Source organism: Leisingera sp. SA32 (assembly GCF_056033425.1).
On the sequence record NZ_JBVYHB010000013.1, the window covers coordinates 118777 to 134302 of the forward strand.

The 15526-nt window shown below is 62.9% G+C and carries 14 protein-coding genes and 1 pseudogene; 6 read left to right on the forward strand and 9 right to left on the reverse strand.

Annotated elements, in window-relative coordinates:
- Positions 1–3: 3 nt before the first annotated feature.
- Positions 4–420, forward strand: a complete 417-nt coding sequence (arsC, locus tag AC0IPL_RS17110; protein ID WP_474276038.1) for an arsenate reductase (glutaredoxin) — start codon at positions 4–6, stop codon at positions 418–420.
- Positions 417–1133 carry an arsenical resistance protein ArsH gene (gene arsH, locus AC0IPL_RS17115; RefSeq protein ID WP_474276040.1) on the forward strand — a complete coding sequence of 239 codons (717 nt, stop codon included), beginning with the start codon at positions 417–419 and terminating at the stop codon, positions 1131–1133. The genes arsC and arsH overlap by 4 nt, the downstream gene beginning before the upstream one ends.
- Positions 1134–1219: 86 nt before the next feature.
- Here the strand turns inward: arsH and AC0IPL_RS17120 are convergent, their stop codons facing one another.
- A complete protein-coding gene (locus AC0IPL_RS17120; protein WP_474276042.1) occupies positions 1220–1462 on the reverse strand; it encodes a hypothetical protein in 243 nt (80 codons plus the stop codon).
- Positions 1463–1678: 216 nt separating this feature from the next.
- Between AC0IPL_RS17120 and AC0IPL_RS17125 the strand changes: the two genes are divergently transcribed.
- Positions 1679–2320 carry a DJ-1/PfpI family protein gene (locus AC0IPL_RS17125; protein ID WP_474276065.1) on the forward strand — a complete coding sequence of 214 codons (642 nt, stop codon included), beginning with the start codon at positions 1679–1681 and terminating at the stop codon, positions 2318–2320.
- A 20-nt stretch (positions 2321–2340) separates the two neighbouring features.
- Here the strand turns inward: AC0IPL_RS17125 and AC0IPL_RS17130 are convergent, their stop codons facing one another.
- The 7 genes from AC0IPL_RS17130 to AC0IPL_RS17160 form a co-directional block, all read right to left on the reverse strand.
- Positions 2341–3726 (reverse strand): FGGY-family carbohydrate kinase, encoded by a 1386-nt coding sequence (locus AC0IPL_RS17130; protein WP_474276045.1) that lies wholly within the window; start codon positions 3724–3726, stop codon positions 2341–2343.
- On the reverse strand, positions 3723–4037 hold the full coding sequence (gene rhaM, locus AC0IPL_RS17135; protein WP_474276067.1) for an L-rhamnose mutarotase: 315 nt from the start codon (positions 4035–4037) through the stop codon (positions 3723–3725). The genes AC0IPL_RS17130 and rhaM overlap by 4 nt, the downstream gene beginning before the upstream one ends.
- Positions 4037–5029: an ABC transporter permease gene (locus AC0IPL_RS17140; protein WP_474276047.1), complete on the reverse strand. Its 993-nt coding sequence runs from the start codon at positions 5027–5029 to the stop codon at positions 4037–4039. The genes rhaM and AC0IPL_RS17140 overlap by 1 nt, the downstream gene beginning before the upstream one ends.
- Entirely contained in the window at positions 5026–6018 is a 993-nt protein-coding gene (locus tag AC0IPL_RS17145; protein WP_474276049.1) for an ABC transporter permease, read from the reverse strand. The genes AC0IPL_RS17140 and AC0IPL_RS17145 overlap by 4 nt, the downstream gene beginning before the upstream one ends.
- Positions 6015–7556, reverse strand: a complete 1542-nt coding sequence (locus tag AC0IPL_RS17150) for a sugar ABC transporter ATP-binding protein (protein WP_474276051.1) — start codon at positions 7554–7556, stop codon at positions 6015–6017. The genes AC0IPL_RS17145 and AC0IPL_RS17150 overlap by 4 nt, the downstream gene beginning before the upstream one ends.
- Before the next feature lie 98 nt (positions 7557–7654).
- Positions 7655–8620: a rhamnose ABC transporter substrate-binding protein gene (rhaS, locus tag AC0IPL_RS17155; protein WP_474276070.1), complete on the reverse strand. Its 966-nt coding sequence runs from the start codon at positions 8618–8620 to the stop codon at positions 7655–7657.
- Between the two features lie 91 nt (positions 8621–8711).
- Positions 8712–9512 (reverse strand): DeoR/GlpR family DNA-binding transcription regulator, encoded by an 801-nt coding sequence (locus AC0IPL_RS17160; RefSeq protein ID WP_474276053.1) that lies wholly within the window; start codon positions 9510–9512, stop codon positions 8712–8714.
- Positions 9513–9698: 186 nt separating this feature from the next.
- Here AC0IPL_RS17160 and AC0IPL_RS17165 point away from each other — a divergent pair, with 186 nt between their 5' ends.
- Together AC0IPL_RS17165 and AC0IPL_RS17170 are read left to right on the forward strand one after the other, a co-directional pair.
- Positions 9699–11798 (forward strand): bifunctional rhamnulose-1-phosphate aldolase/short-chain dehydrogenase, encoded by a 2100-nt coding sequence (locus tag AC0IPL_RS17165; RefSeq protein ID WP_474276072.1) that lies wholly within the window; start codon positions 9699–9701, stop codon positions 11796–11798.
- A 95-nt stretch (positions 11799–11893) separates the two neighbouring features.
- Entirely contained in the window at positions 11894–13129 is a 1236-nt protein-coding gene (locus tag AC0IPL_RS17170) for an L-rhamnose isomerase (protein ID WP_474276055.1), read from the forward strand.
- Positions 13130–13148: 19 nt separating this feature from the next.
- On the opposite strand, the pseudogene AC0IPL_RS17175 reads toward AC0IPL_RS17170, so the two are convergent.
- Positions 13149–13418: pseudogene (locus AC0IPL_RS17175) on the reverse strand (transposase); the annotation flags it as partial.
- Between the two features lie 455 nt (positions 13419–13873).
- On the opposite strand from AC0IPL_RS17175, the gene AC0IPL_RS17180 reads away from it, so the two are divergent.
- Positions 13874–15523 (forward strand): hypothetical protein, encoded by a 1650-nt coding sequence (locus AC0IPL_RS17180; RefSeq protein WP_474276057.1) that lies wholly within the window; start codon positions 13874–13876, stop codon positions 15521–15523.
- Positions 15524–15526 lie beyond the last annotated feature (3 nt).

Genomic DNA, 15526 nt, shown 5'->3' on the forward strand with positions numbered 1-15526 from the left:
GATATGATTGCCATCCACCACAACCCCGACTGCGGCACCTCACGCAATGTCCTGACCTTCATCCGGGCCAGCGGTGTCGAGCCCGTGATCATCGATTACCTGGCTGAGGGCTGGACCCGCCCGCAGCTGCTCGCCCTCTTTGCGGCGGCTAACCTGACGCCACGCAGCGCCCTGCGCGAAACCAAGTCCCCCGCGGCAGAGATGGGACTGCTGGAAGAAAGTGTCTCGGATGAAACGCTCCTGAACGCGATGCTGGCCCACCCCATCCTCGTCAACCGTCCCATCGTCTGCACGCCGAAAGGCGTCCGTCTATGCCGCCCATCTGAGAGCGTCTTCGATTTGCTCGAGTCGCTTCCCGAAGGCCCCTTGTACAAAGAGGACGGCCAGAGGGTCCTCACCGCCGACGGAGATCGTCCATGACCGACACACCCCAACTCGATGACGCCAGCTTTGCGCCGATCGAACCCGCGCAGTTGTTTCCAGAGACGCGCAGCAAGCACGCGCCGCGCATCTTGATCCTGTATGGATCGCTCCGCGCGCGCAGCTATTCGCGTCTGGCCGCCGAAGAAGCGGCCCGCATTCTCGAACGTCTTGGCGCAGAGGTGAAGGTCTTCGACCCCCGTGACCTGCCGCTGCCCGATAGTTGCGAGGCCGATCATCCCAAGGTGGCCGAGCTGCGCGATCTGGTGACATGGTGCGAGGGCATGGTCTGGTCCTCACCCGAACGCCATGGAGCCATGACCAGTATCATGAAGGCCCAGAACGACTGGATTCCGCTCTCGCTCGGGGGCGTGCGCCCGACCCAAGGCAAGACGCTGGCCGTAATGCAGGTCTGCGGAGGGTCGCAATCGTTCAACACCTTGAACCAGCTGCGCATCCTTGGCCGATGGATGCGGCTGCTGACGATCCCGAACCAGTCGTCGGTCGCGAAGGCCTGGGATGAATTCGACGAGGCGGGCCGGATGAAACCTTCGCCTTACTACGATCGCATCGTCGACGTAATGGAAGAGCTTGTGAAGTTCACGCTGCTTACGCGCGACATCAAGGAGCACCTCGTCAACCGGTACTCCGAGCGCGTCGAAAGCCATCAAACCTTGTCGAAACGCGTCAATCAGGCCAAGGCGGTAGAGTAATGGCCGCGGCGCCCGGTCGATGCACCGGGCGCCCGCCATTGTGTGACGTTACTCGGGACGGAACTGAAAGCCATCGCCCATGCGCTCTATACGGCCGACGCCGGGGAACGGCAGATGCGTCGCAGAGAAGCGCGATCCGTAATTCCAGACGCCATGGCCTGAATGGCCTCGACCATCGGTCGCTGATCCTCAGGCGTGGCAGGAATGAGCTCCGGGCTGGTCCAGTACGTCCATTCTTTCCGCAGGACATGCACCGGCACCGCAGGCAAGGCGAACTGCCCGTCATCAAGGACGATCAGAGTGATCGCGCCGAGAGTGTACCGTGTCATGCTATGCTCCTGTGTTGATGCGCATGAATATGGCGCGCAGGCGGAAGCCGTAGTATCGGCGCATATGCCAATGAATTCGCCAAAAACGCCAAGATGCCCAAAGCGCTAATCGTGGTCTAACACGGGGCCTTGCCGTCAGCGGTTCACGGGCTCACGGACCTGCTCGCGTTCGCGCAAACCACGCCAGTTTTCGCGGAGCATCCGGCCAAAAGCGCGGTGGACCCGCATCAGTCCCCATGGGTCACCGACATCCTGCGGCAACAGGCTGGAGTCAGCGCGTTGGTCTGTTCTGCCTGCGCCGGATTGGCATTTATCGCCCAAGCCGGTCTGGACCGCGGGCGCGCCGTCACCACCCATCCCGGTCTGCATGATGTGATGCGGCAACATTGGCCAGCGCTGATGCTTGATACTGACCGCATGGTGATCGCGCACCGCGACCTGGTAACAGCAGGTGGGTTGATGGCATGGGTCGACCTTGCGCTCGTGGTGATCGAGCGGTTGTCCCGCAGCTGGCGAAACAGGTCCCGGCCACGTTGTCCGGCAACCTCCTGCTCAGCATATTGGCGGGCGGCCGGTTGCTCAGCTGGAGATTTTTTGCGGTTCGATGGCCATTGTCCGAATTATGCCGAACACAGCTACGCTGCTGGGCCTCGGCGCAGGCACACCTTCGGCGCGTCGCGTCCGGCACCTGTGATCTTTCCATGGCTGGGCCTCCTGAGGGGGCTTGATGATGTAGCCCCCCCCGACGGCCTCACTGTGCCACGGTGGGTCTGCAACGATCCACAAAGCAGTGCGGTCCTGTCAGAGATTATCACGGTCGCGCAGATGCAGCCCGTGCGCGCCCCAAGGCAGCTGTAATAATGATGTGCCCGGCTTCATCAGGCCGTTTTCTCGCGTAGGGCGACCGCGGTGTTACGGTCTTTCATGGCGATGTTCCAACGCCTGCCATATGCGGAAAGGCGCGCGGCGCCCTCTGGCGTGCGCCGCTCGGTGAGGGAAATCTCCGAGCCTGCAAAAGGCGCGCACAGCATGGATGCCCCCATGCTGGTGCCGGTGGCCGTGTTCGAAACGAGAACCGTCCGATCGATCTGCACCGCCAGCATATCGAGGTAGAGCTCGTTTCGTGCAAATGGCCCTTCGACAATGACCGGTCCGCGCGCGCCGATCAGATCGAGACAGGTTGCCGTCATCTGGGCGAGGTACAGGGAGAGCGCCGCCCCCTTTTCGCCCGGCGTCATCGTGTCATCGCTCCAACCGCCTGCGCAGCCGCCGAACGGCCCCGAACCGGTTTCTATTGCCGGATACAGGGCTTTCCGCCCGGCCAGAACCTGGTCGATGTCCGCTGACACGGGAACCGACGTCTCTGGCTTCATGCGTTCGTATTCACGACCACCCATGAACCGCGCCGAAGGCACCGGATTGCCCAATGCGTTGACGTTCATCAGCGTGTCGCGCGCCGGATCCAGAGCGACCGCCTCACCATCCACGCTCATGCAGATCACCCAAGTCCCGGTCGACACGACCGAGAAGGCGCCCACCATCCGGTGCAGGTAGGGCAGAAGGGATGCGTTGCTGTCGTGGATGCCAGAACGGACCTTCGTTCCGGCAGGCAGCCCGGTTCTCGACGCGACCTCTGCCGTGATCCCGCCCGCGATGTCGTTCGCAGCGGCGAGCGGCGCCATGGTCAAACCCAGCCGCTCCGGCAGACCGGAAAACCGTCCCTCCCGCGGGAGCCAGAGGTCCGTGTGGCAGCCCAGCGATGTCGGCTCCGTGGCGAAGCGCCCCGTCAGCCGCCCGGACCAGTATTGGGGATAGCTGGCGACCTGCGCGGTCCGCTCCCTCAGGTCGGGGAAGGTCTCCACCAGCCAATGAAGCTGCGCGCCGGCGTTCAGCCCCATGGGGAGCCGTGGTGCGCCGGTGTCCTCAAAGGCGCAGCGGATGGCGTCATACTCCTGCGCCAGCGCATCCGGCCCGTCGTGCTCGTAGTCCAGCACTGGGCAGGCCAGCCCGCCCACCTCGTCCAGCAGCACGAAGCAGGCTCCGTGCGTGGTGACACTGATCTCATCCACGCCGTGCTCGGCCTGCATCCGGCGCAGGCCATCGAGGAAAAAGTCCCAGATCCCGTCGATGTCGAAATGCGGATAAGGTGGCCCTGCCTTGACCCGGTTGGGGCGCGTCACGACGGCGATCTCGGCCATGCTCTCCATGTCGACCAGCGCCACCTTGGCGTTCGTCTTTCCAATGTCGAGAACAGCGACCTTCATGGCAGGTGAAACACCGGCTGAAGCGTCTTCACCACCGGCTCGTTATCGGCGTAGGTCTCCATGATGTCGGCCATATGCGCCCACCAGCGCTGCATGATCTCTGTTCCCGGCAGGTCGTCCATCGTGTGATCATCGGTGCGCCAGAGCACGCCAAACAGCCTGTGTGTCTCCGGGTCGAGGTGGATCGAGTAGTCCGAGACGCCCGCCTCCTTCAGGAGCTGTACAAGCTCCGGCCAGATCTCGTCGTGGCGGCGTTTGTACTCCTCGGCCTGCCCGGGGTGGAGCTGCATGGTAAAGGCGTGCTTCTGCATCATGCCCTCCACATCTTCCACAGGCGCGGCAGCGCGATCACCCCGATCAGCATCAGACCGATGAAAATCGACATGACGATGCCCGGTACGTTCAGCAGGCCGAGGCCAAAGGTCACCAGCCCCATGACAAAGGCCGCGATGACCACGCCGGGGATGGAGCCCGCGCCGCCGAGGATCGACACGCCGCCGAGCACGACCATTGTGACGACCTCCAGCTCCCAGCCGGTACCGATGGACGGGCGGGTCGAGCCGAGCCGCGAGGTCAGGCAGATCGCCGCAACGCCGGACATGAGCCCCGTGAGCAGGAAGAGGATGAATTTTACCCGGTCAACGCGGATGCCCGAGAACTGCGCCGCCGTCGGGTTGTTGCCAATGGCGTAAACAGTGCGGCCGAAGTTGGTGCGGTGGAGCAGGACGTAATAGGCAACCGCCAGCAGCGCAAACAGGACGAACTCGAACGAGATGACCCAGAACACGTAGCCCTGCCCGAAATACGAGAAATCAGACGGGTAGTCGCGGTAGGCCCCGTCGCCCAGAACGATGAAGGAGATGCCGCGGAACAAGCTCATGGTGCCGATGGTGACGACGATCGAAGGCAGGCCCATGCGGGTCACGAGCACGCCGTTGAATGCGCCGCAGACGAGGCCCGCCGCCAGTCCGGTGGCCACCAGACCCGGTGTACCGACACCGATCGAGGCCGCCGCGCCCATCGCAGTTGAGGCCAGCGCGATGATGGCCGCGACGCTCAGATCGATTTCGCCCGAAATGATCAGCAGAGCCATAGCAAAGGCGATCATTGCCTTCTCGGTAAAGTTGAAAGTCGCATCGCTGAGGTTCCAGGCGTTCAGGAAGTACGGCGAGGCCATGGTATTGGCGATGAAGATCGCCACGGCCACCACCAGCAGGAGCAGCTCCCAAGAGCCGAGAAGACGGGCGGCAGGGGATTGCAGTCGGTCGGGGATGCTGCGCGGGGTGAGGCTTGTGTCGCTCATGCGGTGGCTCCTTCGGTCTGTTCCTGCGCCTTACGCAGGATGATGCGGCCCTGGCCCTTGGCGTTGCGGTTGTTCAGCGTGACGGCGATGATGATCGCGGTGCCTGAGATGGCCATCTGCCAGAAGGGCGAGACATCGATGACCGGCAGGGCGTTCTTGACGATGCCAAGGAAGAGCGCGCCGAGGATGGTACCGAGGATCGTCCCTGCGCCTCCGGCGATGGAGATGCCCCCGATCACGCAGGCGGCGACGACCTCCAGCTCAAAGCCCCCGGCGATATCCACATAAGCCACGGCATAGCGCGCGACCCAGAGGTAGCCGCACAGTCCCGCCAGCGCGCCCGACAATGTGAAGGCCCAGAACTGGGTCTTGCCGACGCTGATCCCGGCGTATACGGCAGCGTGCGGGTTACCGCCCACCGCGTAGAAAGCACGGCCTAGCGGGGTCCGGGCGATCATCACGATCATGGCGACGGCGGCGAGGATTCCGAACCAGGCCAGCACCGACAGGCCCAGGATTTGCGCGCGCGGAAAACCGGTGAAGGCGCCGCTCATCTCGTGCGCGTTCACCCAGGCTCCGTCCGAGATCAGGAAGATGATCCCACGGTAGATCGTCATGGTGCCGAGGGTCACCACAATGGACGGGATCGACAGCTTCCAGACTAGTAAACCGTTCACCATCCCCATCACAGCGCCCAGGGTGACCGCGACCAACAGGATCACCACCACCGGCAGGCCGGGCATGGCCGCGTTCAGCATGGCGCAGACCATGCCGGTCAGCGCGAGGTTCGCCGCCACCGACAGATCGATACAGCGTGTCAGGATCACCACCGTCTGACCCAGCGCGAGGATCAGCAGCGGCGAGGTGTCGGTGAACACCCGAGCAAGGTTATCGGGCGCGACGAAGCCCGGAAAGCGGCTGGCGATCAGCGCCAGCAGCAGCAGGATGGCGCCGCCGAGCAGGGCTTCGCGTGACTTGAACAGGCTCATGCGGAAGCTCCGATCCCCGCTGCGTGGCGGACAAGTGTTTCAGGGGTCAGGGCGTCGCCCTCCAGCTCGGCGGCGATCAGCCCTTCGCGCATGACGATGACGCGGTCGGACATGCCCAAAACCTCGGGGATTTCCGAGCTGACCATGATCACCGACAGCCCCTCGGCGGCGAGTTCCGCCATGAAGTCATGCACGGCGGCCTTGGAGCCAATGTCGATACCCTTGGTCGGCTCGTCGAGGATGATGACGCGTGGCTTGGTCGCCAACCACTTGGCGATAACCACCTTTTGCTGGTTGCCACCTGACAGGTTGCCCACGTCCTGATCGAGCGCGGCAGCCCGCAGGTCGAGCCGTTCCGTGTAGGACCGCGCCAGTGCGAATTCCTCGCTGAGCCGCAGGAAACCATTGCGCGAGGTCTGCCCCAACGAGGGCAGCGTGACGTTCTGAAAGATCGGCAGGCCAATGACCGCACCTTGCTTGCCACGGTCCTCGGGGACGTAGACGATGCCCGCCTCAATCGCCTCGGCGGGGGAGCGGATCACCTTGATCTGGCCGTCGATCTGCGTGACGCCCTTGGACGGCTTCGTGATGCCGAAGAGCGCCTGCATGACCTCGGAGCGCCCGGCGCCGACCAACCCGTAGAAGCCGAGGATCTCACCGCGCCTGAGGGTGAAGTTGATTCCGTCGAACTCTGTCGCGTGCGCGTAGCCCACGACCTTCAGCACTTCATCGCCGGGGTTCTTGACGCGTTCGGGGAAGATCTGGTTCACGTCGCGGCCCACCATCATCCGCACAAGATCGGCCTCGGTCACGTCGGCCATCAGTCCCGCGCCCACGTAGGTGCCATCGCGGAAGACGGTATAACGGTCGGCGATGCGGAAGATCTCGTCGAACTTGTGAGAGATGAAGAGGATCGCGCGGCCCTCGGCCTTCAGGCGGTCGACCAGCTCGTAAAGCTCCTCGATCTCCTTGTGTGACAGCGCGGCGGTGGGTTCGTCCATCACCACGACGCGCGCATCGACCGATAGCGCGCGGGCGATGGCCACGAGGTGCTTGGACGCGATGCCCAATTCGCGCAGCGGCGTGTCAGGGTCGAGGTCGGCGTCGATCCGGCCGAGGATCTCGGCGGCCCGTGCCCGCATCGCCTTCCAATCTATCAACCCGAAGCGGCCGCGCGGCGCGTGGCCGATGAAGATGTTCTCGGCCACGGTCAGTTCGTCGAACAGCACAGTCTCCTGATGGATCGCGGTGATCCCGGCGCTCGATGCGTCCTGCGCGGTGGCGAAGGCGACAGGCTCACCGGCGACATGGATCGCGCCGCCGTCTGGCTGGTAGATGCCGGTCAGGGTCTTCACCAGGGTCGACTTGCCTGCGCCGTTCTCGCCGATCAGGGCGGTAACCTGGCCGGGGTATAGCTCCAGCGAGACGCCATCCAGCGCCTTCACGCCTGGGAATGTCTTGGTGATGTCCCTGAGTTCGAGGACAGGCGTACCGGCCTGCACGTGATCGAACTGCCGGGTCTCGACGCTCATCTGCATCGCGGCCTCCGCTGGATCGTGGAATTAGGGTGCCCCGGCGCACGATGGGGCACCGGGGTCGTGTCCCGGCGCGAGACCCCGCGCCGGGGAAGAGGAGATCAGAAGATGTTCTTGAAATCGTCGATGTTGCTTTCGTCGTAGACGAAGGGATCAGCCATCGCGCCTTCGGTGTTGTCGTCCAGCGTCAGTGTGCCCATCCGGCCCATCGGAATCTCTGCGCCCGGCGCGGCCTCGGCGGCGTCGGTGGCCAGATGATAGGCGAGCGTGGTGGCCGAGTAACCAAGGTCGATCGGGTTCCAGATGGCAAAGGACTTGGACGCGCCGGATTCAATGGCACCGGCCATCTCGGACGGCAGGCCCAGGCCTGTCACGTTGACCTTGCCCACCTTGCCCGCATCCTCGACGGCGCGCGCGGCGGCGACGATGCCGACGGAGGTCGGCGCGATGATCGCGTCGAGGTCCGGGTAGGTTTGCATCAGGCCGGTGGCCTCACGGTAGGACTTGTCGGCAAGGTCGTCGCCGTAGACGGTGCCAACGACCTCGATGCCGTTGTAGTTGCCCAGCACCTTGGTCATCTCGTCGATCCAGATGTTCTGGTTCGTAGAGGTCGTGGTGGCCGAGAGCACGGCGACCTGTCCGCCCTCGGGCAGCTCGTCTGCCGCGAGCTTGAGGATCATGTTGCCGATCAGCGGGTTGGAAGACGGGTTCAGGTGCAGTTCACGCCCCCCGGGCGCGACGCCGGAGTCCCAGGAGATCACGGTGATGCCGCGCTGCATCGCCTTCTTGAGCGCGGGCACCAGCGCGTCGGTGTCGTTGGCGGAGATTGCGATGGCATCCACCTGCTGGGCGATCAGCGCGTTGATCACCTCGATTTGGCCTTCTGCGGTGGTGTCTGTCGGGCCGGTGTAGATCACCTCGACGTTGCCCAACTCGGCGGCGGCTTCCTCCGCGCCCTTGGCAGCGGCCTCGAAGAAGCCGATGCCCAGCGCCTTGACCACCAGCGCGATACGCACCGGGTCGTCCTGCGCCGAAGCGATCGAACCGGCCATCAGCGCCGCCGCCATGGCCGCGCCCCCAAACAGTCTGCGTGTGAGTGTCAAGTTACTTCCTCCCTGTGAAATCCACTGGCGGATCATCCGCCGATGGGGTCCGACGCTATCCCGCGTCCGATCTCGAAGTGGCGCTCCCCTGCGCCACGATGACCCGGATATCGGCCGCCTCCAGCATGGAGGCCGCGCGGTCCGGTATGCCGTCGTCGGTGATGACGATGTCGATGCGCTCGAGCGGGCAAAGCACGAGGCTCGACCGGTTCTCGAACTTTGAGCTGTCTGCCAGCACCACCAGCTCATCCGCCTGGCCTATCAGCTTTTCCTCTGCCTGGATCAGCAGCGGGTCGCTTTCCATCAACCCGATGGGCCCCAGCCCATGCGCCCCCATGAACATGCGCCGGGCGTAGAAATGCCGGGTCATGTCGTTATCGAAGGGCGACAGGATGATGTTTTGCTCGCGATAGATGGCGCCGCCCGGCACCATCACCGTGTTCTTGGTGTGGCGCAGCAAGTGTTCCGCAATGGGAAAGCTGTTGGTCAGAACCTGCACGCGGCGGTTGGCCAGCGGATGCACCATCTGAAAGGTGGTCGTGCCGCCGTTGATGATGATCGGCTCGCCATCGTCGCACAGGTTGACCGCCTCACGGGCGATCGCCGTCTTGGCCTCGGCGTTGATCGCCTGGTTGACGGAGAACGGGCGCCCCGCCAGCCCCGGCAGCGCCGGGGGAGTCAGTGCCTCGGCTCCGCCCCGGACGCGACGCAGACGTTTCTGACCGTCAAGCGTCGCAATGTCGCGGCGGATCGTGGCCTCGGATGTCTCCGTCAGTGCGACCAGTTCCGCCACCGTCACGATGGGGCGTTCCTGGACGGCCGATAGAATGATCCTGTGGCGTTCCGTCTCGTGCATGGTGTCCTCCCGTATACCAAGAATGCCTGATTCATCGTCTCAGTCAATCATTTTCTTTCATATCCGATCATCTCGAGCGCCATACTGACTGATTATGATCGGTTTTGCTTGACTCGGGGCGTAATTGTGCTCACGCTGAGCCCGACGCAAGAGGCCGCATTGTGCGGCGTTCCAGGGAGGATGACCATGCTGACCCGCAACGAGGACCGGCTGCAAAACCAGTGGGATGACGCCCACGCAGAGGGGATGAGCGAGCCGGAGAAACTGCTCTATCGCTCGAACCTTCTCGGGTCGGACAAGCGAATCACCAATTACGGCGGCGGCAACACCTCTGCCAAGGTGATGGAGTCCGATCCGCTGTCGGGCGATCAGGTCGAGGTGCTCTGGGTCAAGGGCTCCGGCGGCGACGTCGGCTCGATCAAGATGGACGGCTTTGCCACGCTCTACATGGACAAGCTGCGCGCTCTGAAGGGCAAATACCGCGGCGTGGAGTTCGAAGACGAGATGGTCGGCTACCTGCCGCATTGCACCTTCAACCTGAACGCACGCGCGGCTTCCATCGACACGCCACTGCATGCCTACGTGCCGAAGAAGCACGTCGATCACATGCACCCGGACGCGATTATCGCCATTGCGGCGTCGAAGAACTCGAAGGAGCTGACGGCGGAGATCTTCGGCGACGAAATCGGCTGGCTGCCGTGGAAGAGGCCGGGCTACGAGCTGGGGCTCTGGCTAGAAAGATTCGCCTTGGAGAACCCGGAGGCGAAGGGCGTCGTGCTGGAAAGCCACGGTCTGTTCACCTGGGATGACGACGCGAAAGCCTGCTACGAGCTGACGCTGGAGATCATTCAAAAGGCCATGGACTGGTTCGCGGACAAGACCGCCGGCGTCGCGGCCTTTGGTGGGGCGGTGCACCAGTCGCTCGCGCCCGAAGAGCGACGCGCGGTCGCGGCACGGCTGATGCCCGCGATCCGGGGATTCGTATCCGGCAACCAGCACATGGTCGGCCACTTCGAAGACACCGCAACGGTGCTGGAGTTCGTGAACGCGAAGGACATGCGGGATCTCGCAGCGCTTGGCACCTCGTGCCCGGACCACTTTCTGCGCACGAAGATCCGCCCCTTGGTGATCGATTTCGATCCCGCGCAGAATAACATCGACGCGGTGCTCGACGGCCTCGCGGACCAGATCGCCGCCTACCGCGACGACTACTCCGCCTATTACGACCGCTGCAAGCATGCCGATTCCCCGGCGCTGCGCGACCCGAACGCGGTGGTCTACCTCGTGCCGGGCGTGGGCATGATCACCTTTGCCAAGGACAAGGCCACGGCGCGGATCTCGGGAGAGTACTACGTGAACGCGATCAATGTGATGCGCGGCGCCTCCTCCGTCTCGGAATACGTGGGCCTGCCCGAGCAGGAAGCCTTCGACATCGAGTATTGGCTGCTTGAGGAAGCCAAGCTGCAGCGCATGCCGAAGCCCAAGTCCATGGCGGGCCGTGTGGCGCTGGTCACCGGCGGCGCGGGCGGTATCGGCACGGCAACGGCGGAACGCTACCTGTCCGAAGGGGCCTGCGTCATGCTTGCCGACATCAACCCCGAGACGCTGACGCAGGCGCAGAACGCGCTGATCCAGTCCTACGGTCGGGACGTGGTGCGGGTCGTGGAGATGAATGTCACGGATGAAGACGCCGTGGCGGCGGCCTATGCCGATCTGGCGGTGGAATACGGCGGCATCGACATCCTTGTCTCCAACGCCGGGATCGCCTCGTCGGCGCCGATCGAGGAGACCTCGCTGGCACTCTGGCAGAAGAACATTGACATCCTGTCCACCGGCTATTTCCTCGTCTCGCGCGAAGCGTTCAAGGTCATGCGGGTGCAGGACATGGGCGGCTCTGTGGTCTTCGTCGCGTCGAAGAATGGCCTCGCGGCGTCCCCGAACGCCTCGGCCTACTGCACGGCGAAGGCGTCGGAGATCCATCTCGCGCGCTGCCTTGCGCTCGAAGGGGCCGAGGCGGGCATCCGGGTGAACGTTGTAAACCCCGACGCGGTGCTGCGCGGCTCGAAGATCTGGGAAGGCGAATGGCTGGAACAGCGCGCCTCGACCTATGGCACCGACAAGGGCGGTCTGGAGGAGATGTATCGACAGCGGTCCATGCTGAAGCGCTCGGTGCTGCCCGAGGACATCGCGGAGGCGGCGTATTTCCTCGCCTCCGACCGGTCGGCCAAGTCCACCGGCAATATTATCAATGTCGATGCGGGCAATAAGGAAGCCTTCACGCGATGAGCCCAAGTCGGGGCGGGGTCGACCCTGCCCCACGAGCCGCGTGACGGATCGGCGCACCGGTGGCCAAGGCCCCCGGCGCCACGAAGGGAGGAACCATGACTTACGAACTGGCCCGCGAGGCCTTTGCCGAATGGGGTGTCGACACGGAGGCCGCGCTGACGACCCTCTCGACCATCCCGATTTCCATGCACTGCTGGCAGGGCGACGACGTGCGCGGCTTCGAACGCGCGTCCGGCTCTTCGGGCGGGGGCATCCAGGCCACGGGCAACCATCCGGGACGTGCGCGCACACCGGACGAGCTGCGTGCCGATCTGGAATTCGCCTACTCGATGATCCCGGGCAAGCACCGTCTGAACCTGCACGCCTTCTATCTCGACACGGACGAAACCCCGGACCGCGACGAAATCGAGTACCGCCATTTCACGCCTTGGGTGGAGTGGGCCGCCGAACAGGGTGTGAAGCTCGACTTCAACCCGACCTTCTTTGCCCACGCAAAGGCGGACGACAACCTGACCCTGTCGCACCCCGACCCGAGCATCCGCGACTTCTGGATCGAGCACGGCAAACGCTGCCGCGAGATCGCGGCGCGGATGGGGGCGGCGCAGGGCGGCGAAGTGGTGAACAACATCTGGGTGCCGGATGGCGCGAAGGACAACCCCGTCGACCGGATGGGCGCGCGCCAGCGGCTCGAGGCCTCCCTTGACGCAATGCTGGCACCACGGCACGACAAGGCGCACCTGCTCGATGCGGTGGAATGCAAGCTCTTCGGCATCGGCGTCGAGGCCATGACGGTGGGCAGCCACGAGTTCTACATGGGCTACGCAATCCGCAACCAGACGGCACTCTGCCTCGACATGGGGCATTTCCATCCAACGGAAAACGTCGCCGACAAGCTGACCGCCGTGGCACTTTCGGTGCAGGACATCCTGCTGCACGTTTCGCGCCCGATGCGCTGGGACAGTGACCACGTCATCCTGCTCGATGACAGCATCCGCGCGATGGCGCAGGAGATCGTCTTCGCCGACCTGCTGGCGCGGACCCGGATCGGTCTGGATTTCTTCGACGCCACGATCAGTCGAACGGCGGCCTGGGTGATCGGCGTGCGCAACATGCAAAAAGCGCTGCTGGAGGCCTTGCTCGCACCGCAGGCGCCATTGCGCGCCGCCGAGACTGGGCTGGACTTCACGACGCGCCTGATGCTGACAGAGGAATTCAAGAGCCTGCCCCACGGGGCCGTCTGGTCCGAGTTCTGCGCACGCGCGGAGCGACCGACGGGGACCCGATTGATCGGCGCGTTGAATGACTACCAGCGCACCGTGGCCGAGCGTTAGGCTCCAGGCTTATTGACTTTCAGAACCAGAAGATGACGGCGGCGGGCGCGATTGCTGAGAGGACGACCTTTGGGCATCTGTCGCAACGGGTGGCGCCACGCCGCCATTCCTTCAATTGGCCGAAGATGATCTCGATGCGGTTGCGTCGCTTGTATCTGCGTCTGTCGCATCGAACGGGTTTATCACGTGAAGGGCTGTCCGGGATGCTCAGCCGTATCCCGGTTTCTTCCAAGGCATTCCGGAACCAGTCGGCGTCGTCGCCCCGGTCAGCCGTCATCCAACCGGCGCGGGACGTGCCTGCAGTTCGCCACACCGGCCTTCGTGCGCCGACCTTTCCACCCTACCGATAAAATGATGGCAAGAGCTCAACCAACATCTTGTTGGCGCACGGTCCCAAACCGCCAAATCCATGGAGATAAATTGACTTTTTGACGTCCAAAAGCGATGATTTCATGGGCTCACAGACCATCTCCGCTGCCGTGCTGCCGGTGCCGATGCGGGCTCAAACCTCAATGCCTAGTAGCACATACCCAGGTCGCTTGGATCGTGGGTCGGAGGTTAATGGGATCGATCGGTTTCGCCTAAGTCAAATGCCATCGTGCTAACGAGGCGAGGTTTGGGACGTTTGGAAAAGCAATCCGGCAATAGCTCACACGGCAAGCGTATGTGACGCTCCGATCCCAGAATGCTTGATCTCTTGGCCGCGGGCCTTCCGGCTAATTAGTCTCAAGGGAGATCGAAACCATGCCGTATATTAGCCCATTTATGTCTCGTGAAGAGTTCGGTACGGAAGACGACGACTTCATACTAGGCAGCGTCGGCAACGATACAATAAGCGGGCTTGAAGGCGACGATGTACTTGTTGGCCACCGTGGTAAAGACGTCATAAGCGGCGGCAGCGGCGACGATTTTGTCGATGGTGGCGCTGGTAACGACGTAATGGTAGGTGGCTCCGGCGATGACGTGTTGAATGCCTCGCAGGGCGACGACAGTCTCAATGGCGGCTCCGGCAGCGATCACTATCTGCTCTCGGGGGACGCCGGAGATGTCGTGTCCATAACGGACACATCCGGCGAACGCGACACCATGGATTTCCGTGGCGCAACCACGTCGGCTATTATCAATATGGGCGCTGGCGAAACGTCTTATGTTGATGGCCGTATAATCGAACTGGCTGGCGGTGAAGAGGTCACGAACCCACTTGATTTGCTGTATGTGCAGGACCTTTCCGGTTCATACAGTGACGAGTTGATGACTGTAAAAGGGTTTCTTGACAGCCTGGCCACTGGTGTAGCGGCCATCGCACCCGACGTCACCTTTGGCATCACCAGTTTCCGCGACAAACCAATCTCACCATTTGGCGCGCCCGACGGTCACGAGTTTCGGGAAGATCTTGCACTTACATCAGACATCAGCGAGTTCGAAAGCATCTATGCGTCTCTCGTTGCCGGTGGTGGCGCTGATGGGGTTGATGGTGATGAGTCCCAACTGACTGCGCTTCAGCAAATCGGTTTGCGGACAGGGTCCATTGGCTGGCGTTCCGACGCGTTGCGTGTTGCAGTCCTGTTCACGGATGCTGCCTACCACGAAGCAGGCGATTACACCGGCGTGCCTGCCAACAACGGCGACACTGTTCTTGACGGAACTCCGGAAGGAACCGGGGAGGATTATCCTTCCGTTGCTCAGGCCGCCATGGCCCTTTCTGATGAAGGCATCAATGTCGTTTTCGTAGCAACACCTTCTGTCAGATCTGATTATGAAAATCTGGTGGAAATGCTGGGGTTTGGCGAAGTTGTGAGCCTCAGCGACGACAGTACGGACCTGATCGAAGCGGTGACCCGTGGCGTGAAGGAACTGATCAGCACCGAGATCGAAAGAGCCATAGGCGGCGATCTGGATGACACCATCCTCGGCAACTCGCTCGACAACATCATCCGGGGCCGCGCCGGTGATGACACAATCGACGGCGGCCGTGGTGATGATTTCATGAAAGGCGGTGCCGACGACGACGATCTCAGCGGTGGCAAAGGCAACGACACCCTCGACGGCGGCGCCGGTGACGACAACCTCAAGGGCGGCGCCGGCAAAGATGAACTGCTTGGCGGTACTGGCAATGATACACTTCGTGGCGGCTCCGGTTCAGACAGTCTGAACGGTGGTGAAGGCGACGACATCCTAGATGGCCAGGGCAAAAGCGATACGTTCATCTTTGAAGACATCTGGGGAGACGACACCATCAAAGGTTTCTCTGCATCAGGAACCGGTGGTGCTGGAACGCCCCCACTGAAGTGGTCCACCTTTTGGGATAGAATTATCCCGTTTTCAGGAGGACGACGAGATGGCCGGCAAGCGAGAGAAGCCCGAAGATATCGTGCTGAAGCTGCGACAAGTTGAAGT